We start from the raw sequence: 22,612 nt of genomic DNA, 5'->3' as shown, positions 1-22,612 counted from the left end.
TCAAGGGACAAAAGCCCGGCGCCGGCCTGATCCATCACTCCGATCGCGGCACCCAATATGCTTCAACCGAATATCGCCAAGCGCTGCAAGCCGCCGGCTTCCTGCCTTCGATGAGCCGCAGAGCCGACTGCTACGACAATGCCCCTATGGAAAGCTTCTTCCACACGCTCAAGTCCGAACTGGTCCATCACCGCCAATATGCTACCCGCAATGAAGCAGAGCGCGACATCTTCACCTACATCGAGGGCTTCTACAATCATCACCGCAGACACTCGGCCATCGGCTATATCAGCCCGGTCGAGATGGAGCTAAAATCGGCTTGAACCCTGTCCACTTTTTCGGGGGAAGATCAGAATCCCTCCGCGGAGACAGTCTGGATTGCTTCGCTGCGCTCGCAATGACGGAGTGCGTGGCTACCCCGGAGGCATGCGCTCAAATTTCGTCAAGCCGGAATCGAGCCGATCCCAGTCATAAGCGCGCACCGCGTAAGTGATCGCTTGCGGCTGGTAGCGGGCGGGCTCATCCAAGCTCGCGGCGCGGATGGTGAAGATGTCGGGCATGGCCTTGAAGGTCATGTAAACAGCCACGCCGCATTCGGGGCAGAAGGCGCGCGTCTTCAAATTGCCGCTGTCGGCAACCGTGTCCCACGTCTTGGCCTCGCCTGTCACCGTCACGCCGGTGCGCGCGAAGGTGGCGTAGGAGCCATGTCCGGTGCCGCTTTCACGCTGGCAGTCCCGGCACTGGCAATGGTTGGAGAACAGGGGCTCGGCGGCAATCGAATAGCGGATTGCGCCGCAGGCGCAGCCGCCGGTGTAAGGCTTGTCCATCGTGATACCCCTTATTTGCTTTCGCCGCTGATCTCGTCGAGCTGCCGCACGACCTTCTTCCAGCCTCCGCTCATGCCGGTGTAGGCGGTCTCGTTCCTGGGCAGCACGAAGCCCGCATGAACCAGCTGGATTCGCGTGCCGGCTTCGACGGGGGTGAGGGACCACGTCACGACGGTGTCGAGCGGCGCGCCATAGCCGGTGTTGCGTTCGTCGCCGCCCCTCCAGGCGTAGACGAGGCGCCTATTCGGCATCACCTCCAGCACGCGGCAATGGATGACGCCGTCCCAATGGCCGCCCGGTGTGGTCTGGAACGTGAAGGCGGTGCCTTCGACAGCCTCGAAACCGGTCGGCTTCATCAGCCAGCGCGCGATCAGTTGCGCACTGGTCAGCACCTTCCAGACGGTCTCCGGCGCATGAGGGAGCACCTCGTCGATGACGATGTCTTTGAAGTTTCCTCGGGTCTCGGCTTTCAACGCGGCTGCACTCATGGGTCGATCTCCTTCAAGAGGTCACGCAGGTTCTGCAAGCGCTCGCGCCAGAACACGCCGTAATGGTCCATCCAGGTGACCAGCGGCTCGAGTCCTTGCGGGGCGGCGCGGTAATAGACGTTGCGGCCCTCGGCCCGCTCGGCGACGAGGCCCGCCTGCTTCAACGATTTCAGATGTTGCGAGATCGCGCCCTGCGTCACGCCGCTGCCGCGCGTCAGTTCGGCGACGCTGATTTCCTTGCTGTCGAAGACGCGCTCGAACACCGCGCGTCGGGTCGGGTCGGCGAGGGCACGCATCACGGCAGTGACGGGATTTGAGACCGCTTCGATCATGCCGACAAATTAGTATTAGCTAATGCATTAGTCAATACTAATTCGTCTGTATTCTGAGGCGTCGATTGACATTGACTGACTAGTCAGTCATCATAGAAAAATGATGAAGAAGCCCACCAGAGCGGCCGCCGCCAAGGCAGCAAGTCAGAAGCCCGAAGCTATCAGCCAGGCGTCGAACCGTGCGACGCGCGCGGCGGAGCGGCGCGATGCGATCGTCGAGGCGGCGATGGAGGAGTTCATCGCGCGCGGCTTTGCCGCGACGCGGCTCGACGACATCGCCAAGCGCGCAGGCGTGGCGAAGGGCACGATCTACCTGCATTTCAAGGACAAGGAATCGATGTTCGAGGAGCTGGTGCGCATCGTGATCGTGCCGGTGGTCGCGCGACTCACTGCATTGCCGCCGCCGACGGGCTCGGTGCGCGATCTGATCGAGATGTTTGCCGGCAACTTCATCAAGGAGGTCATCGGCACCAAGCGTGGCGATCTCGTCCGCCTGATCATGGCGGAAGGGCCGCGCTTTCCGGCCGTTGCCGACTTCTATTACCGCGAGGTCGTCTCGCGCGGGATGGCCGGCATGCGCGCGCTGATCGAGCTCGGCATTGCTCGTGGCGAGATCCGCGAGAAGGACCTCGCCCGCTATCCGCAGATCCTGGTCGCGCCCGCGATGATCGCGGTGATCTGGCAGAGCCTGTTTGCGCGCCACGCGCCGCTCGACGCGCAGGACATGCTGCGTGTCCATCTCGATTTGATTTTTGGTGAACGGAGGACGACATGAGGTCGTCGCGAAGGATATTTGCAACCGCATTGGCCGTCGTGCTTGCAACCGGACTTGCCGGCTGCAAGGAGAAGCGCGATCCCGGTTTCCAGGGCTGGGTCGAGGCCGACATGATCTATGTCAGCCCGGACGAGGCCGGTCGCGTGAGCAAGCTGGAAGTCCGCGAGGGCGACGTCGTGAAGGTCGGCGATCCCCTCTATTCCGTCGACGACGATCTCCAGCTTGCCGATCTCAACCAGACCAAGGCGACGCTGGCCAACGCGCAGCAGGTGTTTGATCGCGCGGATTCCCTGCGCAAGACCGGCTCGGGCACGCAAGCCGCGCTCGATTCCGCCGTCTCGGATCTGCGCGTCGCACAGGCGCGGGTGGTGACGTCACAGACGCGGTTGGCGCGACGCAAGGGCTTTGCGCCCGTTGCCGGCACCATCCAGCAGATCTATTTCCGCGAGGGCGAGATGGTGGCGGCACAGCGGCCGGTGCTCTCGATCATGCCGCCCGGCAATATGAAGCTGCGCTTCTTCGTGCCGGAGACGGAGTTGCCGAAACTGTCCGTTGGCGACGAGGTGCGGGTGGCCTGCGACAATTGCGCCGCCGACCTCACCGCAAAGATCTATTTCATCGCGACCTCCGCGGAATACACCCCGCCCGTGATCTACAGCCTCGATGAGCGCAACAAGCTCGTCTATCTGGTCCAGGCGCGGCCGTCGCGGCCCGATGCCTTGCGGGTGGGCCAACCGATCGACGTCTATCTCAACCCGAAGACCCCGGTGGCGGACAAGCGATGAACGCCGGCGACCAGATTGCGATCGACGTCAAGGGCCTGACCAAGTCGTTCGGCGGCCGCGAGGTGGTGCACGACCTGTCGATGCAGGTGAAGCGCGGCTCGATCTACGGCTTCCTCGGGCCGAACGGCTCGGGCAAGACCACCACCATCCGCATCCTCTGCGGCCTGCTGACGCCCGATAGCGGCGAGGGCACCTGTCTCGGCTACGACATTTTGCGCGACGCCGACAAGATCAAGCGCCAGGTCGGCTATATGACCCAGCGCTTCAGCCTGTATCAGGACCTCTCCGTGCGCGAAAATCTCGAATTCGTCGCTCGGCTCTATGGCCTCGCCGATGCGCGCGGTGCGGCGCGCGACATGATCAAGCGGCTCGGCCTCTCCGGTCGCGAGGCGCAGCTCGCCGGCGAGCTCTCCGGTGGCTGGAAGCAACGGCTGGCGTTGGGCGCCTGCACGCTGCCCAGCCCAAAGCTGTTGCTGCTGGACGAGCCGACGGCCGGCGTCGATCCCAAGGCGCGGCGCGATTTCTGGAACGAGATCCATGCGCTCGCGGCGGAAGGGCTCACCGTGCTGGTTTCCACCCATTACATGGACGAAGCCGAGCGGTGCCACGAGATCGCTTACATCGCCTATGGCCATCTGTTGACTCACGGCACTGTGGAGGAGGTGATCGCAGGATCCAAGCTCACGACCTACACCGTAACGGGCGAGAACTTGAACGGCCTCACGGCCGCGCTGTCAGGCGAGCCCGGAATCGACATGGTGGCACCGTTCGGCACCTCGCTGCATGTGTCGGGGCGCGACGTCGCCGCGTTAGAGGCCAGCATCGCGCCGTGGCGCGACAACAGCGGTCTTCATTGGCAGAAGGCGGCGCCCTCGCTGGAGGACGTGTTCATCGAGCTGATGGGTCGCTCCAGGGACAATTTTCAGGGATGATTTCCAATGAGTGCCGTCGATCAGCTTGCGTCCGCACATGAGATCAGGGAGCGCTTCGGCTTCTGGAAGCGCTCCTATGCGATGTTGATCAAGGAGTTCATCCAGCTCAAGCGCGACCGCGTTTCGTTCGCGATGATCGTGATGCTGCCGGTGATGCAGCTCCTGCTGTTCGGCTTTGCCATCAACACCACGCCGCACAATCTTCCGAGTGCCGTGCTGCTCCAGGAGGATAGCGATCTCGCCCGCTCGGTCCTGAAAGCACTCGAAAACACGGCCTATTTCCACTTCATCTATGAGGTGCATGATGTCGACCAGTTCGACAATCTCCTGAAGTCAGGGAAGGTGCTGTTCGGGGTGGAGATCCCGCGTGGCTTCGAGCGCGCGGTGCGGCGCGGCGACAAGCCGGCGCTGCTGGTTGCGGCCGATGCCACCGATCCGGTCGCCGCGAGCGCCGCGCTCGGCTCGCTCGGCATGATCGTGCAGACGGCACTCGCGCATGATCTTTACATCGGTAATCCCCCGGACATGCCGTTCGAGATCCGCGCCCATGCCCGCTATAATCCGGCAGCGAATTCCAGCCTCAACATCGTGCCGGGGCTGGTCGGCACCATCCTGACCATGACCATGCTGATCTTCACCGCGCTGTCGGTGACGCGCGAGGTCGAGCGCGGCACCATGGAGGCCCTGTTGTCGATGCCGATCAAGCCGGTCGAGGTGATGTTCGGCAAGATCATCCCTTACGTGCTGGTCGGATTCGTCCAGGCGTTCCTCATCATCGGCATCGGCGTGGTCCTGTTCGGCGTGCCCGTGCTCGGCAATCTGTTCCTGCTGGCGCTGCTCTCGACGCTGTTCATCACCACCAATCTGTCGATCGGCTACACGATCTCGACGGTCGTGCAGAACCAGCTCCAGGCCATGCAGATGTCGATGATGTTCTTCCTGCCGAGCATCCTGCTGTCAGGCTTCATGTTTCCGTTCGCGGGCATGCCGACCTGGGCGCAATATGTCGGCGAATGCCTGCCCCTGACGCATTATTTGCGCATCGTCCGCGCCATCATGCTGAAGGGCGCGACCATGCAGAATCTGCAGTTCGAGGCGCTGGCGCTGACGGCCCTGATGGCGCTTGCCATGGTCATCGCCGTGACGCGCTTCCGCCGCACGCTGGATTGAGGCAGACTGCCCCGGAACCGAGGGGGTGGAATGGTCAGCTTTTTGAAAGCCAGGCGGAAGGCCGTCCTGTCGGAGGCGTTCGAACGGGAGCTGACGCGCGAGGTGCTGCGCACCGAGCTGTTGCGGGTGAAGGCGTTGATCGCCACGGGCTGCGTCATGCTGGTCCTGCTCACGGCAACCCTCGTGGTCGATCCCGCCATCGCAAACCGGATCTGGCGCGGCACCGACGGCATGATCCGCGAATATGCTCTCGTGACGGGCTTCATGCTGCTCGAGGTCTGGATCCACAGCCAGATCAGTCGAAATCTCAAGCTCGATCGCGATCTGCCCGTGATCAGGCGTTATGTCGGCGCCTTTATCGAGACGTCGCTGCCGACGCTGATCCTGATCCTGCAGATTCGCAGCATGGGCGCTGGGCCCGCGCTCGGTTTCGTGCTGCCGATGGTCTATTTCATCTTCGTCATTCTTTCGACGCTGCGGCTCGATTTCTGGCTCTCCACTTTCACCGGATTTGTCGCCGCCGCCGAATTGCTGGCTGTTGCACTGTATTACAATTCGAGCAACGATTCCGGCGAACCTCTGATCTACTTCCACGCGGTACGCAGCATGGTGATCCTGGTCTGCGGCGTGCTGGCGGGCTCCGTCGGCGCGCAGTTGCGGCGGCAATTCGCGGCGAGCATCGCGGCGGCGACCGCGCGCGATCGGGTGACCAACCTGTTCGGCCAGCATGTCTCGCCGCAGGTGGTCGAACGGCTGATGGCGGAGGGCACCAGTGCTGCCGGGGATCTCCGCCGCGTCGCCGTGATGTTCGTCGATTTCCGCGGCTTCACCGCCGGTGCGCAGTCGCGTACGCCGCAGGAGGTCGTCGACCGGCTCGACGGTGCGTTCGCGGTGCTGGTCGATATTCTCGATCGCAACGGCGGCATCGTGAACAAGTTTCTCGGTGACGGCTTTCTGGCGCTGTTCGGCGCGCCGCTGGAGGCGGCCGATGCCGCGCATCGATCTGTCGCGGCGGCCCGCGAGATGTTGAGTGCAATGGACTGCATCAATGCGCAGACGAACTGGCCGCTGCGAATCGGGATCGGCATCCATTTCGGCGAGGTCGTGGCCGGCAATATCGGATCGCCCCGGCGCAAGGAATACACGGTGATCGGGGACACCGTGAACTTTGCCTCGCGGCTCGAGGCGCTCAACAAGGAGTTCGGCTCGCAACTGCTGATCTCCGCATCCGTGCGCGAGGCGCTCGGCGACGACGGCAAGGACGCCGTTGCGCTCGGCGAGGTCACCGTGCGCGGTTACGAGCAGCCGGTCCCGGTGTTTCAGCTGGGGTGAAGGGGCTGCTCGGGTTTGTTTGAAGACGCGAGCGGAAACAGCGCGCCCGCTGCATTTGGTCGCCCGGTAATATGGTAGCGCTTGACTTCGGTTTCATATACTCATCTATATGACTATATGAATCCATCTCGCGATGACCGCCTGCCACGCTACCAGCGCCTGCGCGACGACCTCGCCGCGCGCATCAACCGCAATGAATGGCGGCCGGGCGAGCCGATCCCGTCGGAAGCCGAGCTCGGCGCTCATTACGGCGTCGCCATCGGCACCGTGCGCAAGGCGATCGACCAGCTCGTCGCTGATGCCGCGCTGGAGCGCCAGCAGGGGCGCGGCACCTTCGTCCGCCGTGCGCGGTTCAACTCCTCGCTGTTCCGCTTTTTCCGCTTCCAGTCCGAAAGCGGCGAGCGGCGCGTGCCGCAGAGCCGCATCCTCAGGCGCAAAAGCGTTCCGGCGACTTCTGCTGTCGCATCGGCGCTGCGCATTCCCACAGGCGAGCCCGTGATCAGCCTGTCGCGCCTGCGGCTGATCGACGACGTGCCGCTGCTCGCCGAAGAAATCTGGCTCCAGCAATCGCGCTTCGCCAAGATCCTTGAGATCGAGACCGCCGAGTTCGGTGACCTCCTGTATCCGCTCTATGAAGAGCGCTGCGGCGAAGTGGTCGTCTCCGCCGAGGAAATCCTGACGGTCGAGACCGCCAACCAGATGCAGGCGCGGCTGCTGCGGCTCGAGGCGCACGCACCTCTGATCGTGATCGAGCGTCTCGCGCTGGATCTGGAGCGGCGGCCGATCGAATGGCGCCGCTCGCGCGGGCCGGCGGATCGCTTCCGCTACCACGCCGAGATCCGATGACGGCCGTTTTCAACGGCATCAAACAATAACGCGTACAGGGATAGGAAACATGTCGAACTGGTACAGTGAGAGCTCGCCGCTGGAACGGCGCACGTTCTGGGCAAGCTTTGGCGGCTGGGCACTGGATGCGCTCGATGTCCAGATGTTCGGCCTCGCCATTCCCGCGCTCATCACCGCCTTCGGTATCGGCAAGGCCGACGCCGGTCTGCTCGGCTCCGTCACCTTGTTCTTCGGCGCGTTCGGCGGCTGGCTTGGCGGCGCGCTCGGCGACCGCTTCGGTCGCGTCAAGGCGCTTCAGATCACGGTCGCGACCTTTGCGCTCGCGACATTCGCGTCAGCGTTTGCGATGAGCTACACGCAGCTCCTGGTGCTCAAGGCCATCCAGGGCCTCGGCTTCGGCGCCGAATGGGCCTGCGGCGCAGTGCTGATGGCCGAGATCATCCGACCCCAACATCGCGGCAGGGCGCTCGGCACGGTGCAGAGTGCCTGGGCCGTCGGCTGGGGCGCGGCGGTGCTGCTGTCAGCGCTGGTCTTCACCTACGCGCCCGCGGACATCGCCTGGCGGATCCTGTTTGCGATCGGATTGTTGCCGGCGCTGCTCATCATCTTTATCAGGCGCGGGCTGAAGGAGCCGCCGCGCGCCGTTGCAAAGGACCCAGATGCGCCGTTCCTCGCCACGCTGTCAGGCATCTTCCACCGCGACGTGGTGCGCTCGACCCTGGTCGGGGGCCTGTTCGGCATCGGTGCCCATGGTGGTTATGCTGCGCTGACGACATTCCTGCCGACCTATCTGCGCCAGGAGCGGCACCTGTCGGTGCTTGGCTCCAGCCTCTATCTCACCGTCATCATCGTCGCCTTCTTCTGCGGCTGCGTTGCGAGCGGGATCATCAGCGATCGCATCGGTCGCCGGGCCAATGTCGCGTTCTTTGCCAGCGCATGCATCGCCACCGTGCTGGTCTACATCTTCGCCCCGCTGACCAACAACCAGATGCTGGTGCTGGGCTTTCCGCTCGGCTTCTTCTCGGCGGGCATCCCCGCCAGCATGGCGGCGCTGTTCAGCGAGCTCTATCCCGCCGGCGTCCGCGGCACAGGTGTGGGCTTCTGCTACAATTTCGGCCGTGTCGTCTCGGCCGCGTTTCCCTTCCTGGTCGGCTTCCTCGGCGACCGCATCGGACTTGGACCCGCGATCGGTATCGATGCGGCCTTTGCCTATGCGCTGGTGCTGATCGCGGTTCTGCTCCTGCCGGAAACCCGCGGCAAGGTATTCGAGCAAACCGCGGCCACGCACGCCTGACCGAACATGAGGAGTAACGATCATGACATTGTTCCAGCGCGGCCTGACGCGCCGCCAGTTTGGCGTGGGCCTCGTCTCGCTTGCCACAGTGGTCGCGACCACAGCCAGGAGTGAGGCGGCCTTGCCTGTGATCGACACCCACGCCCATGTCTTCCATCGCGGGCTGAAACTCGCACCGGGCCGCCGCTATGCGCCTGACTATGATGCGCCGCTGTCGCTCTATCTCGAGCAGCTCGACCACAACGACGTCACCCATGGCGTTCTGGTGCAACCGAGCTTTCTCGGCACCGACAATTCCTACCTCGTCGACTGCCTGAAGCAGACCGGCGGTCGCCTGCGTGGCATTGCGGTCGTCGATCCCGCCGTATCCGCGGACGAGTTGCGCGCGCTCGATCGCGCCGGCGTGGTCGGCATTCGCCTCAATCTCGTCGGCCAGCCTTTGCCCGAGCTTGCTTCGGATGAATGGAAGAGATTGCTCGCAGACGTGAAGGCAATGGGCTGGCAGGTCGAGATCCAGCGCAACGCAGCCGATCTCGCCGTGCTCGTGCCGCACTTGCTCGATCATGGCGTCCCTGTGGTGCTCGATCATTACGCGCTGCCGGATCCGAAGCTCGGCGTCGCCGATCCCGGTTTTCAGTCCGTGCTTAAGCTGGGCGCGACGCAGAGCGTATGGGTCAAGATCTCGGCGCCGTATCGCAACGGCCCGGCCGGTGAGAGCTTTGCAAAGGAGGCGTATCCGCTGCTGCGCAGTGCCTACGGCCTCGATCGTCTGCTCTGGGGCAGCGATTGGCCGCACACGCAGTTTGAGGCAACGCAGACTTACGCGAAGAACCGGCAATTCCTCGACGCGCTCGTCGTCGACGAGCGCGCGCGCGCGCAGGTGCTGGCGTCGCCGCATCAGCTCTTCCGTTTCTGACGCGCGTCGCGATTGCTCCGATTGCTCTCTATTTTGGGGCATGACGGGCGATGTTTTGGGCTTGTAGAGTGCTGCGCGAGGCGGCTGGCTTGCGGCCGCCATTGCGTGAGGACTTGCCGTGCAGCGCCGTTATGTCACCATCGACGTGTTCACCGATCGCGCTTTCGGCGGCAACCAGCTGGCCGTCGTGCTCGATGCAGGCGGGCTCTCCACGCAGCAGATGCAGGCGATCGCGACCGAGTTCAATTATTCGGAGACGACCTTCGTGCTGCCGCCGCGCGACAAGGGCAACGACGCCGAGGTGCGCATCTTCACGCCGGTGCTCGAGATTGCCTTTGCCGGCCACCCCAATGTCGGCACTGCGTTCGTACTTGCGTCAATGGCCAAAGAGCCGAAGCCGCGTCTGCTGTTCGAAGAGAAGGCCGGGCTCGTGCCGGTGGAGATCGTTCGAGAGCATGGTCGGGTGATCAGGACGGAGTTGACCGCGCCGCAGCCGCTGCAGCGGTTTGCGCCGCTGTCACCTGCCGAGGCCGCGAGCTGCATTTCGCTGAGTGCGGACGACGTCAGGACCGATAACCATGCGCCGCATGTTGTCACCGTCGGAAACGCGTTTCTGGTGGTGGAGCTGCATTCGCGCGAGGCGTTGAAGCGGGCCCGGCCTGACGCTGCGGCCTATGCTAAGCTCCTGCCGCGCGACGGCGCCCGCTCAGTGTGGTTCTATACGCGCGACGTCCCTCCGGAAGAGGCGCCGTGCGAGCGGCAGGCGCGCATGTTCATGCGCGGCGCCAGCGGCCTCACCGAGGATCCCGCCACCGGCAGCGCGACCGTCGCCGCTGCCGCGCTGTTCGCCGATCTCGATTCCGTCAGCGATGGCGAGTTGAGGCTCACGGTCGGCCAGGGTTTTGATATGGGCCGCCCCAGCATCCTCCAGACCCGCGTCGTCAAGCGCGATGGCGAGATCGTATCAGCCCATGTCGGCGGCGCTTGCGTGCAGATGATGGAGGGGTCGTTCAGGTTGGCGGGAGAGGAGTAAGCTCTCGCCGCCTGTCATCCTGGAGTCGCGCTAAGGTTAGATCCGTCGTCCTGAGGTGCGAGCCCTTGCGAGCCTCGAAGGATGCGCGGCCCAGCTGCAGCGTCGAGGCACGCCGTCGTCCTTCGAGGGCCGCTGAAGAAGCGGCACCTCAGGATGAGGGCTACGGATAAAGTCGTTGTCGTCTCGTCCTCTCCGGCGCGAACGACAGCTACACCTGCCGCCCCGCCAAATTCTTCACCGTCACGCCATCGCGCTCCTCGATGAGTTCCGCGATGATCCGGCGGTGGCAATGGGTGTGGTCGCGCTCGTAGCAGAGCAGGCAGACGGGGCCGGCTTTCATCACCAGCGCCGAAAGCTCGTCCATCTGCTCCCTTGCCTCCGGCGTCTTCAGGTGCTTCGAGAAGATCTTCTCCAGCACGTCATATTGCCCGCTCCGCGCGGCGAGCCGACCCTCCTTGGGCGTGCCGAGGCCAGCGAGATGAACATAGGCTATGCCGCGCCCGTCGAGGCCTGCGGCAAGCTGCTTCTTGGAAAAGCCCGGCCGGCGCGACGACGTCACGGCGCGCACGTCGACCACCAGCTTGACGCCGGCCTGCTCCAGCTCGTCCAGCACGGCCTTGGGCGGCGTCTGCTCATAGCCAATGGTGAAGAGCGTTTTCGCCTTGGCCATCGCTCTCTTTCAACTTACCCGCGCGATCAGTTCCATGGCGCCATGCGGTGCGCGCACCTTGCCTTCGTGGATGACATAGGCGAACACGTCGCGCGGCTCCTTCTTCGGCTTCGCCTTGTCAACCTTGGGCAGGTCGTCGGGTTCACTTCCCTCGGCCCACGCCTGAAAGCGCTCAGCCCAGGCGTCGAGTTGCTTCGGCGGATAGCAAGTCTTGATCTCGTCATTGCCCTTCTGCAGCCGGGCATAAACGAAGTCGCCGGCGACGTCGGCGATGGCGGGATATTTGCCGTGTTCGGCAAACACGACAGGCGTCCCGAATTCGCGGATCAGCGCGATGAATTCAGGCGCGCAGAAGCTGTCGTGACGCACTTCGACGACGTGACGCAGCGCGCGGCCATCGAGCCTGCGCGGTAATAGTTCCAGAAACTTGCCGAAATCGGCGCCGTCGAATTTCTTTGTCGGCGCGAACTGCCACAGCACCGGCCCGAGATGATCGCCGAGTTCCAGCACGCCGGAATCATAGAAACGCTTGATGGAATCGCCGGCCTCGGCGAGCACGCGCCTGTTGGTGGCAAAGCGCGGTCCCTTCACCGAGAACACAAAGCCCTCGGGCACTTCGGCTGCCCATTTGCGAAAACTCTCCGGCTTCTGCGAGCCGTAATAGGTGCCGTTGATCTCGATCGAAGTCAGCTTCGAGGCGGCGTAGGACAGCTCCTTCGCCTGCGTCAGCTTCTCAGGATAGAACACGCCGCGCCACGGCTCGAAGGTCCAGCCGCCGATACCGATGAAGATCTTGCCGGATTTTTTGGTCGCGGTTTTTGCTTTGGCCACGGAGGGATCTCGCATCGACGGGACGGGGAGGGCCGCATCCTATTCAAACCAGAAGTGATTGGCCAGTTGTCGCATCCTGTCGAGGCTCGCTGCGCGGTCTGCAAAAAAAGGGAAAACAGGATGCGGATGCAGTTGCCGGGAGCGGCGCTCGTGATGATGACATCTGCTGCCATGACCTATTCGGCGATGGCGCAAGACGACGCGAAGGGCGCCAGCAGGGTAGCGGCATTGCCTCGCGCGGGAATATTCGCGCGACTCAAATCAGGCCGGCGACGAAGTAGGGAGTGGCGAATGGCGAGTAGCGAAGAGGGACGGCTGCCGGCTTGCCGCCATTCGCCATTCGCCCCGCTGGCCCTTCCGGCCGTGCGTTCATCCGTGGTATGACCGGACCCATCAGGAACAGGGGCGGGCTGGCATGTCGTCTGAGTCGGTGGGTGGCATTTTTGGCGCTGTTGTCGCGGCGGTGGCGCTTGCGGTTGCCGTCGTCTTTGGGCCGATCGGGCAGTACGGCAAGCCCCCCAAGCCGGCCAAGGTCGAGCCGGCCCCTACCGTGGCGCCCGCCCCGGCCGCGCCGGCGCCGCGGGGGCCGGTGATCCGGGAAGTCCCGAACCAGTAATGGCCTGAAAAAAGGCGGTTCGGCCCCTTGCAAAGCGGTTTCGCCGTTCCCATCTGGGTACTAACGGCGCCGTCGAGCGAATACTCCGGCGCTGGAACGACCTTGGAATAGCTTGGGCTGCGCCGGATGTACGCGCGGTTCGCCGTTCCGGGGTCGTTGGCATTTTAGGCCCTGCTTTGGGCCGTTCCCCCGAGGCCCCGGCTTGGCATCGCAGGACGCGGCGGATATACGCTGCCGTCATGAACGAAGCGATCAGACCGGGCGTCGACTATCAGGCTCAAGAAGGGCCGGAATTGTCGGTTATCGTCCCGACCTTCAACGAACGTGACAACGTGACCGTGCTGTACCGGCGGCTGGAGGCGACGCTTGTCAACGTCGCCTGGGAAGTCGTGTTCGTTGACGATAATTCGCCTGACGGCACCTGGGACGTCGTGCGTGCGCTCGCTCTGAAGGACAGCCGCGTGCGCTGCATCCGCCGGATCGGCCGCCGCGGCCTGTCGGGCGCCTGCATCGAGGGCATCCTGGCTTCGAGCGCCCCTTACGCGGCCGTGATCGATGCCGACCTCCAGCACGACGAGACCCAGCTGCCGAAGATGCTGCTGCTGCTCGCAAGCGACAAGGCCGACCTGGTCGTCGGCAGCCGCTACATCGAGGGCTACAAGAGCGAAGGTTTCAACAAGCAGCGCGCCGGCGCCAGCGCGCTGGCGACCGAGGTCGCCCGGAAGATGCTGCGGGTCGAGATCGCCGATCCCATGAGCGGCTTCTTCATGGTTCGCCGCGACCGCTTCGAGCGGCTTGCGCCAAAACTGTCGGTGCACGGCTTCAAGATCCTGCTCGACCTCGTCGCCACCGCGCATGGCGAATTGCGCGCGGTCGAGATTCCCTACACGTTCGGCGCCCGCCAGCATGGCGAGAGCAAGCTCGATTCCATGGTCGCGCTCGACTTCCTCGGCCTCGTGCTGGCGAAGCTCACCAACGACATCGTGTCGCTGCGTTTCATCCTGTTCGCGATGGTCGGCGGCATCGGCCTGGTGGTGCACCTCACCACCCTGTTCGTCGCGCTCGAGCTGATCAAGGCGCCGTTCGCGGAGGCACAGGCCGCCGGCGCCGTCGTCGCCATGACCACCAACTTCGTCATGAACAACTTCCTCACCTATCGCGATCAGCGGCTGAAAGGCTTTGCGATCCTGCGCGGCCTGATCATGTTCTACATCGTCTGCAGCGTCGGCCTGCTCGCCAATGTCGGCGTCGCCTTCTCGGTCTATGACCAGGAGCCGATCTGGTGGCTGGCGGGCCTTGCCGGTGCCCTGATGGGCGTGGTGTGGAACTACGCGATGTCCGGACTGTTCGTCTGGCGCAAGAAATAGCGCGCCAAGGAATCGGATATGGGCCGGGCTGACGCACGGATCGTCCGCAATACGGCGCTGGTGATCCTTGCGCTGGTCGCATTGCGGCTGGTCGCAGCCGCCTTCACGCCGATTACCTTCGACGAAGCCTATTACTGGATGTGGTCGAAGAGCCTCGCTGGAGGCTACTACGACCACCCGCCGATGGTGGCTTACGTCATCCGCGCCGGCACCATGATCGCGGGCGATACCGAGCTCGGCGTCCGTCTGGTCTCGGTCCTGCTGGCGCTGCCGATGAGCTATGCGATCTATCGGACGGCTGCGATCCTGTTCGGCGGCACGCGGGTGGCCGCGACCAGCGCCATCCTGCTCAACGTCACCATGATGGCTTCGGTCGGCACGCTGATCGTGACGCCGGATGCACCGCTGCTGGTCGCCTCCAGCTTCGTGCTCTTCTTCCTCGCAAAGGTGCTGGAGACCGGCCGCGGCGCCTGGTGGCTCGCGGTCGGCGCCGCCGTCGGCGCGGCGCTGCTGTCGAAGTACACCGCGATGTTCTTTGGCGCTGCGATCCTGATCTGGCTCGCTTCCGTACCGAAGCTGCGGCGCTGGTTTCTGTCGCCCTGGCCCTATCTTGGTGGCCTCGTTGCGCTTGCGCTGTTCTCGCCGGTGATCCTCTGGAATGCGGATCATCACTGGGTTTCTTTCGTCAAGCAGCTCGGGCGTGCCAAGGTCGAGGATTTCCGCCCGGTCTTCGTCGCGGAGCTGATCCCGACCCAGATCGCGTTTGCGACGCCACTGGTGTTCATCCTCGGCGCGATGGGCCTGCACACACTGACCTGGCGCCGGGCCGGCGCGCTGGCCTCGCGCGTGCTGATCGAGACGATGTTCTGGACCATCGTCGCCTATTTCGTCTGGCATTCGCTGCACGCCCGTGTCGAGGCCAATTGGTTCGCGCCGGTTTATCCGCCCTTCGTCATCGCCGCCGCAGCAGCGGCCAACCTTGCGCAGTGGAAGCCGCGGGCGCGGCGCCTGGTGGATTTCTGCCTGCGCTGGGCCGCGCCGACCGGAATCGTGATGTTTGCCGCGCTGATCCTGCAAGCCAATACCGGCTGGCTGTCAGGCTATCGCCGCGATGCGACGGTGCGCAGCGTCGGCGTGGGCTGGCGCGAACTCGCCGCCGGCATCGAAGCGGCACGGGTGCGAAATGGCGCGAGCTGCGTGCTGACGCCCGATTACGGCACCACGGCGTGGCTTTCCTTCTATCTGCCGCGCGGCTCCTGCGTGGTGCAGCAGAACCAGCGCATCCGCTGGGTCAACATGCCCGAGCCCGATCCGAAGCTGCTGGCGGGCAAGTTGATCTATGTCGACGAGATCAGGCCCGACGGCCATCCCTTCCTCAACGACGTCTTCACGCGAGTGACGCGCGTCGGCGAGCTGCAGCGCAAGCGCGGGCCGCTGGTCATCGAGACCTATGGGATCGATCTGCTCGAGGGCGCCAGGGGCGACGTGCTGGACCGCTCGCCGCCGCCCGAACTTCAGCCCTGAAGATCACGCCGCTCTCCGGCGCGGGACTGCGCCGTTCCCGGGCGCGGCCTCCAGCTGCTTGACGATCAGCGCCTGGCCAGCGCGCGGCTCTTCGTTGTGAGATCCTGCGTGCGGCGGCGTTCCGTCCACAGTTGCACGCCGATGAACACCGCGACTGGCGGTAGTGCAGCTGCGAGCGTGACCGCGGCATCGAGCCAGACGCCGTGCGTGAACGCGAACAGATTGAGCCCGGCCCAGGCCACCATCGCCGCCGCTGCCGCGACGAAGCCGAGCGTGCTGCGTCGCCAGGCGAGCAAGCCCACCAGCAGCATCGGCAGCAGGATCGCGACGAGGCCATCTGCGATGTGAACCTTGCGGTCGCGCAAGATGCTGTCGCCGGCGACCAGATGCGTGATCGCGGTGGAGACCACCTCGACGCCGGGCATCAGGGAATCGAACGGCGTCGGAAGGAAATCGCCGCTGCCGGCAACGGCGGCGCCGATCACGACGATCCGGTTCTCGATCGCCTTGCGGTCGAGCGTGCCGTCGAAAATGCTCTGCGCGCTGACAGTGCGAATGGTGCGGCGCGGGCCGTAATAGGTGATGGGCAGCGAAAAGCCGGTATCGGTCGGCACCGTGCGATCACCGAGCATGAGATGATCGGGCGCGATCGTCAGCGGCTTGTCGAGCGCGCGGCTGGCGACGCGCAGCGGCAACGACGGTTCGATCCTGTCGCCGGTCCGGAACAGCATCGGCTCCGAGAGCGGCGAGCCGGATTGTCCGGTCGCGACGTTGACGATTCCGACATCGGCGTGGTCGGCGAAAACCGGCAATGGCAGCAGAAAACGCTCGGCCTGGGGAAGGGTGGCGAGCGGCCCGTCGCCGCCGGATGCCACCATCTCGCTCGCGGCCGGAAAGATCGCTGCGCCTGCGAGCACCATCGGGCCGGTCGCAAGTGTGTGGGCCAGCGTGGCGTCGCCGATCGCGGCGCTGCGGTCGACCAGCAACAGGTCGATTGCGACGATTTTCGGCTTGAACTGCACGATGGTGTCGACCACGCGGGCGAGGTCGGCGCGCGGCAGCGGATAGCTGCCACCGCGTTTCACCACGGTGTCGTCGATCGCGACGATGGTGACGAGGTCGGGCGGAGCTTGCACGCCACGAACCTGGGTTCGCCAATCGGTCAGCGTCGCCTCGAGCCGATCGAGAAAGAGCAGATGGCCGTTGGCGTGAGCGGCAAAAATGCCGGCGCCCCATAGGGCAGCGAGGACGAGGGCCAACACGATCTCGGTGCGTCTATTCATACTATCGTACTGCAATCCGGTCTTCGTCCGCGTCTTGTGGCGCGGACCTCATTCAATCTGCGGACTTCGTGATCCAGCCTTCTTGGCCGGGCCGTGGTGACCCAACCCTGCCATCAGCACATCGACGCGCGGCAAAGGCCGAGTCCGTAGCTATCTTCTCGCTCGCGCCATTTCCAGATTGGCGCGATCATTTTTTCAGTCAGGAAAAACCCGTCTTTCCTCTCCCGTGTCCCCGCCTGGAGGCGAACGGGGCCCGGCTGCGCCAGCCTCGCGCAATGCTGCCCGCTTTCTTCCGGATGTTGATGACCACGAAAACGACTTGGTTGGTGCGTTTAGAGATACGGCCGGAGGCGTCGGAATCGCTAGCGCAACCGGCCGAGAATGATGGTTAACGGCGTCGCCTAAGTCCGTAGTCCTGCGGGCTTTTTTCTCGAAACGGCACAGCGTTAACGGGTTGCCCTAGATCTGCCAGAACTTAATCCGCATTTAACTAAAAGTCGCCTTAATGACGCTCCGACCTTCTGCGAGATGCCGTTCCCGGATCGTGACCAGTGGCACTTCGGAGGGGGACTTAGTGACACCGTCCTGGACGCAAGGCGAATGAGTACGAGTATCGCTGCGCAAAGTTACGCGGCACGGAAGCCAAATAATTCTCGGAAGTCTTCCCGGAACATGACCAACCAAAACGTGCTTGGCGCCGCCGTGGCCGGCTGCGTCCTGCTTGCCGGCTGGACCGTCTACAACAACATCTTCGCAGCCAGCGTCTATCCGACCGTCGGCAGCTCCGGCTACGACGAGCCCGTGGTCAAGCGCGCGCCCAAGGTCGCGCTGCGCGAAGCGGGCGAGGCCATCAGGGAAACCTTTGCACTGCTGCCCGACCGGCTGCAGGTGGCTGCACCGATCTCACGCGAAATGTTCAATGACCGCTTCGCCGCGGCGGCGACGCAAGGCGTGGACTCCAACGCCGCGAGCGCTGCGCCCGAGACCAAGGTCGCCGAAGTCAAGGATGCGCCGAAGCCGGCCGTCGTCGCTAAGGTCGCGGAAGTGCTGAAGAGCCCCGTCAAGGCCGTCGAGAAGATCGCCGATGCCGCGAAGACCAGGCGCTCGGAAGCGCCGGTGCAATTGGCTTCGGCTGATCCGGCCCAGATCGTGCCGGCGCCTGAAGCGAAGCCGAAGTCCTTTGCCGATCGTGCCAAAGCCGCGGTGATGTCGATCACCGGCCCGCGCCAGTCGATGGTGGAGAAGCTCTGGGGCAAGCGCGAGCCCTCCGGCGGCTTGCTCGCCTACGCCTCGGCCGATGCCAGCGTGACCTCGGCGATCGCGCCGAAGGAGCAGAACCCGATGTTCGGCGGTGCGCCGCCCTACGAACGCGACACCGCGGTCTACGACATCACCGCCAAGACGGTTTATCTGCCCGATGGTACCAAGCTCGAGGCACATTCCGGCCTTGGCTCCAATCTCGACGATCCGCGCTCCTCGAAAGTCCGCATGCGCGGCGTGACCCCGCCGCACATCTACAATCTGAAGCCGCGCGAAGCACTGTTCCACGGCGTGCCCGCGCTGCGTCTGACACCGATCGGCGGCGAGAACGCAATCTACGGCCGCGATGGCCTGCTCGCGCACACTTTCATGCTCGGGCCGAACGGCGACTCCAACGGTTGCGTGTCGTTCAAGGATTACTACGCGTTTCTCGACGCCTATCGCAACAAGGGCATCCGCAAGCTCGCGGTGCTGGCGCGCGTCGAGTGATCTCAGCCGCCTCCGGACAATAAAAAGGGCCGCTTGCAGCGGCCCTTTTTCATTTCTCCGCTTCCGCCGGTGACCTTGTCACGCCGCGCCGGCCGGCATGATCCTGCGCAGTGCCATCTCGGTCGCGATCGCCTCCCGCACGCTGGGGCGCGTCTGCATGCGTTCGAGATAGGCCGCGAGCGGTGGCCAGTGCGTGATGTCCACGCCTGCGGGACGAAGCAGCAGCAAGGCCCAGGTGAGATGCGCATCGGCGACGGTGAAGCTGTCAGCCACCAGGAACTCGCGGGCCGCCAGATGTGCCGATGGCACTGACAACGTCTCTCCGATCCGCGCGCGCGGCTTGGCGAGCGAGGCATCGTCCTTGTACCAGAAGGTCGGAAACAGGAAGGCCTTGTGGATCTCGGTGCCGACGAAGCTCAACCATTCCTGCAACCGGTAGCGGTCGATATCGCCGGGTGCTGGCGCCAAGCCGCGTTCGGGCTTCATGTCGGCGATGTATTGCAGCACCGCCGCGTTTTCCGTCAGGCGCTCGCCGTTCTCCAGCACCAGCACCGGCACGGCGCCCTTCGGCGAGATGTCGCGAAAATCGCCGCCATCGTCCGCAATTTTCTTGGTCTGCAGATGCACCTGATGATAGCGCGCATCCAGACCGGCTTCCAACAGCGCGATGCGGCTCGCAAGCGAGCAGGCCATCGGCGAGAAATACAGCTGCAGCATCGCTTTTCTCCGTTATCTCAGCGCATCGCCGCGCGCGATGATCGCGAAGCGGTCGGACAGTTCGGCCAGCGCAACCTCGTGAATGGTGCGGGCGTCCAGCGTGCCGCCGCGTCCGTCAGGCAGGTCGCGCGTCGCGCAGGCATCGGCATCGACGGTGGTGCGAAGGCCGAGATCGAGCGCGGCCCGCGCGGTGGAGCTGACGCACATATGCGTCATGAAGCCGGCCAGCACGATGTCCTTTCTGTCGGTCTCGTCGAGGCGCGCCTTGAGGTCGGTGCCGGCGAACGCATTGGGCAGCTCCTTCTCGATCATCAGCTCGCCGGAGCGCGGCTTGAGCTCCGCGACGATGGCGCCGCGCTCCGTGCTGCGATCGAACAGGCCGCCTGCCTTGCCGCGATGGGCGATGTGGATGATCACCGTTCCCGCTTCGCGCGCCCGCGCCAACAGCGCGGCTGCGCATGCGATCGCCGGCCGGGCGTCGGGCAAGGCAAGGGGCCCCGCGAGATATTCGTTCTGGATATCGATCAGCACCAGCGCGGCGTCGCCAAGACGCGGCGGATTGAGGTCGGCGCCGGCGAGCTGGAGCAGGGTCTTTGCGGCAGTCATGGTCGTGGGAATCTCCGAGGGAACCCGAGGAAGGCCTGCCCGAACATAGCGCGGGGTCGGCCTGCCGATATGCAGGGATATCGCAGCCAGTGGCTGCGTTATTGCAGGCTGACCCCGCGCGATGTAGCCTGACGCCATGAACTGGGACGATCTGCGCATCATCGCCGCCGTCAGGGACGAGGGCACCTATGCCGGCGCCAGTGCGCGACTGCGCATCGACGAGACCACGGTCGGGCGCAGATTGTCTCGCATCGAACGCGCGCTCGGCTTGCGCCTGTTCGAGGCCGCCGACGGCGTCCGCAAGCCAACGCGGCAATGCGAGGCGGTGCTGGCGCATGTCGAAGCGATGGCGGCGCATGCCGCCGAGATCGGCCGCGTCGGCGAGAGCCTGGCAGGTCCGGTGGGACGCCTGCGCATCGCCTCCACCAACACGGTCGCCGAAGCGGTGCTATCGCCGCGCGCGAGCGACTTCCTGCGCGCCAATCCCGGCCTGACATTGCAATTCCTCACCTCGAGCGAGAACGTCAAGTTCTCGCGCTGGGAGGCCGACCTCGCCATCCGGCTGCGCAAGCCCGACAGGGGCGACTTTGCGATCTCGAAGCTCGGCGAGATCAAGCTCTATTATTTCGAGCCTGTCGCGGGCGAAGGCGAGGCGATGCTGTGCGCCTATCCGGATGAGCTCGGTGCCATTCCCGAGATGCAATTCCTGCGCACCAGGAAAGTCCGTGCGCGCTGCGTCACCGACAACGTCCGCGTCATCCGCAATATGATCCGCGCGCATCAGGCGGCCGGCGTGTTGCCGGAGTATGTTTGCGCGGATTTGCTCGGCGATCGCCGCCTGCATGCCACCCTGCTGCCGAAGCGGCGCGATGCCTGGCTGCTCGTGCAAAATCATCTCAAGCGCGACGCCGCAACGCGCGTGACGATCGATTGGGTGAGGGCGTGTTTTCAGGAGATGGCTCTTGGTTGATTGAATCTCCGTCTAATCCTAACATTCGGTTGTCATTCCGGGGCGGCGCGAAGCGCCGAGCTACGGTGCGCAATTGCGCACCTGAGAATCCATAACCACAGGTCTAATGGAATGGCGTACTACTCTACATCCTGGCGAGTAAGAAATACGGCAAGGTGTACATTGGCGTAACCAGCGACCTCGTTCGGCGCACCCACGAGCACAAGACCAAAGTCGTCGCTCTGGTGCAACGAGCGGTTCGTGCGTTCTGTCCGGCGGGTGGTGTGGTGTTGGATCCCTTCATGGGCTCAGGGTCTGCGGGTGTTGCGGCGCTTGTAGAGCAGCGCCGCTTTTGGGAGCTGAGTATCACAAAAAGTACTTCGGGCCCTCGCTGCCGATCGGTTGAAGAAAAATGCCGTGGGAAAAGGGATATTTCAGCCACTGGAACGGCCGATCCTCACACCTAACCCTCGATCACAAGCGGCGACAGCTCCCCTGCATTTCAGAGTGGCCGCCGAGTAGAGCGCCTCCCAAACGAAAACCCCGGCATTGCTGCCGGGGTTTCGCATTTGTGGAGCGAGATCCCGGATCTGCGGTGCACCGCTTCGGGCTGCACCGCGTCCGGGACGACTTCGTCGCCTTAGAAGTCCATGCCGCCCATGCCGCCGCCGGGGGGCATCGCGGGACCGGCGCCGCCCTTCTTGGGCAGTTCGGCGACCATGGCTTCCGTGGTGATCAGCAGCGCCGCAACCGAAGCTGCGTTCTGGATCGCGGTACGGACCACCTTGGTCGGGTCGATGATGCCCTTCTTGACGAGGTCGCCATATTCGCCGGTCTGGGAGTCGAAGCCGTGAGCATAGGCCTTGTTCTCCAGGATCTTGCCGACGATCACCGAGCCGTCTTCACCGGCGTTGATCGCGATCTGGCGAGCGGGAGCCGACAGCGCCTTGCGCACGATCTCGACGCCGGTCTTCTGGTCGTCGTTCTTGGTGCGCAGGCCCTTGAGCTGCTCGGAGGCGCGGAGCAGGGCGACGCCGCCGCCCGGGACGATGCCTTCCTCGACAGCCGCGCGGGTCGCATGCATCGCGTCATCAACGCGATCCTTGCGCTCCTTCACCTCGACCTCGGTCGCGCCGCCGACGCGGATCACCGCGACGCCGCCAGCGAGCTTGGCGAGACGCTCCTGGAGCTTCTCACGGTCGTAGTCCGAGGTGGTTTCCTCGATCTGCGCCTTGATCTGGGCCACGCGCGCCTCGATGTCGGCCTTCTTGCCGGCGCCGTTGACGATCGTGGTGTTCTCCTTGTCGATCATCACCTTCTTGGCGCGACCGAGCATGTTGAGCGTGACGTTCTCGAGCTTGATGCCGAGATCTTCCGAGATCGCCTGGCCGCCGGTCAGGATCGCGATGTCCTGCAGCATGGCCTTGCGGCGATCGCCGAAGCCCGGAGCCTTGACGGCCGCGACCTTGAGGCCGCCGCGCAGGCGGTTCACGACCAGGGTCGCGAGAGCCTCGCCTTCGACGTCCTCGGCGACGATGACCAGCGGCTTGCCGGTCTGCACCACGGCCTC

The 22,612-nt window shown here is 64.4% G+C and carries 24 protein-coding genes and 1 pseudogene; 16 read left to right on the top strand and 9 right to left on the bottom strand.

Features of this window, described 5'->3' with window-relative positions; translation table 11 throughout:
- Nucleotides 1-323, top strand: a 323-nt coding sequence (locus BM222_RS38715) for an IS3 family transposase (protein WP_143106199.1), incomplete at its 5' end; no start/stop codon positions are given.
- A gap of 90 nt (nt 324-413) precedes the next feature.
- On the opposite strand, the gene BM222_RS38710 is transcribed toward BM222_RS38715, so the two are convergent.
- The 3 genes from BM222_RS38710 to BM222_RS38700 are packed head-to-tail and all read right to left on the bottom strand — an operon-like array spanning nt 414 to nt 1,647.
- Entirely contained in the window at nt 414-827 is a 414-nt protein-coding gene (locus BM222_RS38710) for a GFA family protein (RefSeq protein WP_092239863.1), read from the bottom strand.
- A gap of 11 nt (nt 828-838) precedes the next feature.
- Nucleotides 839-1,315 (bottom strand): SRPBCC family protein, encoded by a 477-nt coding sequence (locus BM222_RS38705; RefSeq protein WP_092239862.1) that lies wholly within the window; start codon nt 1,313-1,315, stop codon nt 839-841.
- Complete coding sequence (locus BM222_RS38700; RefSeq protein WP_092239861.1) at nt 1,312-1,647, bottom strand: ArsR/SmtB family transcription factor; 336 nt, start codon at nt 1,645-1,647, stop codon at nt 1,312-1,314. Before BM222_RS38700 ends, BM222_RS38705 begins: the two co-directional genes overlap by 4 nt.
- A gap of 100 nt (nt 1,648-1,747) precedes the next feature.
- On the opposite strand from BM222_RS38700, the gene BM222_RS38695 reads away from it, so the two are divergent.
- From BM222_RS38695 to BM222_RS38655, 9 genes are all read left to right on the top strand, one after another.
- On the top strand, nt 1,748-2,422 hold the full coding sequence (locus BM222_RS38695; RefSeq protein WP_092239860.1) for a TetR/AcrR family transcriptional regulator: 675 nt from the start codon (nt 1,748-1,750) through the stop codon (nt 2,420-2,422).
- Complete coding sequence (locus BM222_RS38690; RefSeq protein ID WP_092239859.1) at nt 2,419-3,207, top strand: HlyD family secretion protein; 789 nt, start codon at nt 2,419-2,421, stop codon at nt 3,205-3,207. Before BM222_RS38695 ends, BM222_RS38690 begins: the two co-directional genes overlap by 4 nt.
- A complete protein-coding gene (locus tag BM222_RS38685; protein ID WP_092239858.1) occupies nt 3,204-4,139 on the top strand; it encodes an ABC transporter ATP-binding protein in 936 nt (311 codons plus the stop codon). The genes BM222_RS38690 and BM222_RS38685 overlap by 4 nt, the downstream gene beginning before the upstream one ends.
- A 6-nt stretch (nt 4,140-4,145) precedes the next feature.
- Nucleotides 4,146-5,309, top strand: a complete 1,164-nt coding sequence (locus BM222_RS38680; protein ID WP_092239857.1) for an ABC transporter permease — start codon at nt 4,146-4,148, stop codon at nt 5,307-5,309.
- Nucleotides 5,310-5,339: 30 nt separating this feature from the next.
- On the top strand, nt 5,340-6,641 hold the full coding sequence (locus BM222_RS38675) for an adenylate/guanylate cyclase domain-containing protein (protein WP_092239856.1): 1,302 nt from the start codon (nt 5,340-5,342) through the stop codon (nt 6,639-6,641).
- Between the two features lie 117 nt (nt 6,642-6,758).
- Nucleotides 6,759-7,487 carry a GntR family transcriptional regulator gene (locus tag BM222_RS38670; RefSeq protein ID WP_092239855.1) on the top strand — a complete coding sequence of 243 codons (729 nt, stop codon included), beginning with the start codon at nt 6,759-6,761 and terminating at the stop codon, nt 7,485-7,487.
- 49 nt (nt 7,488-7,536) lie between these two features.
- A complete protein-coding gene (locus tag BM222_RS38665) occupies nt 7,537-8,781 on the top strand; it encodes an MFS transporter (protein WP_092239854.1) in 1,245 nt (414 codons plus the stop codon).
- 22 nt (nt 8,782-8,803) lie between these two features.
- Complete coding sequence (locus tag BM222_RS38660; RefSeq protein WP_092239853.1) at nt 8,804-9,697, top strand: amidohydrolase family protein; 894 nt, start codon at nt 8,804-8,806, stop codon at nt 9,695-9,697.
- A gap of 118 nt (nt 9,698-9,815) precedes the next feature.
- Nucleotides 9,816-10,730 (top strand): PhzF family phenazine biosynthesis protein, encoded by a 915-nt coding sequence (locus tag BM222_RS38655; RefSeq protein ID WP_092239852.1) that lies wholly within the window; start codon nt 9,816-9,818, stop codon nt 10,728-10,730.
- A gap of 208 nt (nt 10,731-10,938) precedes the next feature.
- Here BM222_RS38655 and BM222_RS38650 read toward each other — a convergent pair whose 3' ends face one another.
- Nucleotides 10,939-11,400 carry a DUF488 domain-containing protein gene (locus tag BM222_RS38650; protein ID WP_092239851.1) on the bottom strand — a complete coding sequence of 154 codons (462 nt, stop codon included), beginning with the start codon at nt 11,398-11,400 and terminating at the stop codon, nt 10,939-10,941.
- A gap of 9 nt (nt 11,401-11,409) precedes the next feature.
- Nucleotides 11,410-12,246: a DUF72 domain-containing protein gene (locus tag BM222_RS38645; RefSeq protein WP_092239850.1), complete on the bottom strand. Its 837-nt coding sequence runs from the start codon at nt 12,244-12,246 to the stop codon at nt 11,410-11,412.
- 400 nt (nt 12,247-12,646) lie between these two features.
- Here BM222_RS38645 and BM222_RS38640 point away from each other — a divergent pair, with 400 nt between their 5' ends.
- The 3 genes from BM222_RS38640 (at nt 12,647) to BM222_RS38630 (ending at nt 15,738) form a co-directional block, all read left to right on the top strand.
- Nucleotides 12,647-12,847, top strand: a complete 201-nt coding sequence (locus tag BM222_RS38640; RefSeq protein ID WP_092239849.1) for a hypothetical protein — start codon at nt 12,647-12,649, stop codon at nt 12,845-12,847.
- Nucleotides 12,848-13,086: 239 nt separating this feature from the next.
- Nucleotides 13,087-14,214 (top strand): glycosyltransferase, encoded by a 1,128-nt coding sequence (locus BM222_RS38635; RefSeq protein ID WP_092239848.1) that lies wholly within the window; start codon nt 13,087-13,089, stop codon nt 14,212-14,214.
- Nucleotides 14,215-14,232: 18 nt separating this feature from the next.
- Complete coding sequence (locus BM222_RS38630; RefSeq protein WP_092239847.1) at nt 14,233-15,738, top strand: glycosyltransferase family 39 protein; 1,506 nt, start codon at nt 14,233-14,235, stop codon at nt 15,736-15,738.
- Nucleotides 15,739-15,809: 71 nt separating this feature from the next.
- On the opposite strand, the pseudogene BM222_RS38625 reads toward BM222_RS38630, so the two are convergent.
- Nucleotides 15,810-17,021: pseudogene (locus BM222_RS38625) on the bottom strand (CHASE2 domain-containing protein); the annotation flags it as partial.
- 672 nt (nt 17,022-17,693) lie between these two features.
- Here BM222_RS38625 and BM222_RS38620 point away from each other — a divergent pair.
- Nucleotides 17,694-18,770 carry a DUF2778 domain-containing protein gene (locus tag BM222_RS38620; protein WP_177243737.1) on the top strand — a complete coding sequence of 359 codons (1,077 nt, stop codon included), beginning with the start codon at nt 17,694-17,696 and terminating at the stop codon, nt 18,768-18,770.
- A gap of 78 nt (nt 18,771-18,848) precedes the next feature.
- Here the strand turns inward: BM222_RS38620 and BM222_RS38615 are convergent, their stop codons facing one another.
- Together BM222_RS38615 and BM222_RS38610 are read right to left on the bottom strand one after the other, a co-directional pair.
- The gene (locus BM222_RS38615) at nt 18,849-19,487 is read right to left on the bottom strand and encodes a glutathione binding-like protein (protein ID WP_092239845.1); all 639 of its coding nucleotides are present in this window, start codon (nt 19,485-19,487) and stop codon (nt 18,849-18,851) included.
- Between the two features lie 12 nt (nt 19,488-19,499).
- Complete coding sequence (locus BM222_RS38610; RefSeq protein WP_092239844.1) at nt 19,500-20,093, bottom strand: cysteine hydrolase family protein; 594 nt, start codon at nt 20,091-20,093, stop codon at nt 19,500-19,502.
- Nucleotides 20,094-20,229: 136 nt separating this feature from the next.
- On the opposite strand from BM222_RS38610, the gene BM222_RS38605 reads away from it, so the two are divergent.
- Together BM222_RS38605 and BM222_RS42720 are read left to right on the top strand one after the other, a co-directional pair.
- On the top strand, nt 20,230-21,063 hold the full coding sequence (locus BM222_RS38605) for a LysR family transcriptional regulator (RefSeq protein ID WP_092239843.1): 834 nt from the start codon (nt 20,230-20,232) through the stop codon (nt 21,061-21,063).
- Between the two features lie 155 nt (nt 21,064-21,218).
- Nucleotides 21,219-21,509, top strand: a complete 291-nt coding sequence (locus BM222_RS42720) for a DNA methyltransferase (RefSeq protein ID WP_244547428.1) — start codon at nt 21,219-21,221, stop codon at nt 21,507-21,509.
- 173 nt (nt 21,510-21,682) lie between these two features.
- Here the strand turns inward: BM222_RS42720 and groEL are convergent.
- Nucleotides 21,683-22,612, bottom strand: a 930-nt coding sequence (groEL, locus tag BM222_RS38590; RefSeq protein WP_143106198.1) for a chaperonin GroEL, incomplete at its 5' end; no start/stop codon positions are given.

Origin of the sequence: Bradyrhizobium sp. Gha (assembly GCF_900113735.1) — a bacterium.
In the GTDB taxonomy this organism is placed as follows: domain Bacteria; phylum Pseudomonadota; class Alphaproteobacteria; order Rhizobiales; family Xanthobacteraceae; genus Bradyrhizobium.
The sequence above is the reverse complement of the archived record's forward strand: the minus strand, read 5'-3'. Positions and strand labels throughout refer to the sequence as shown.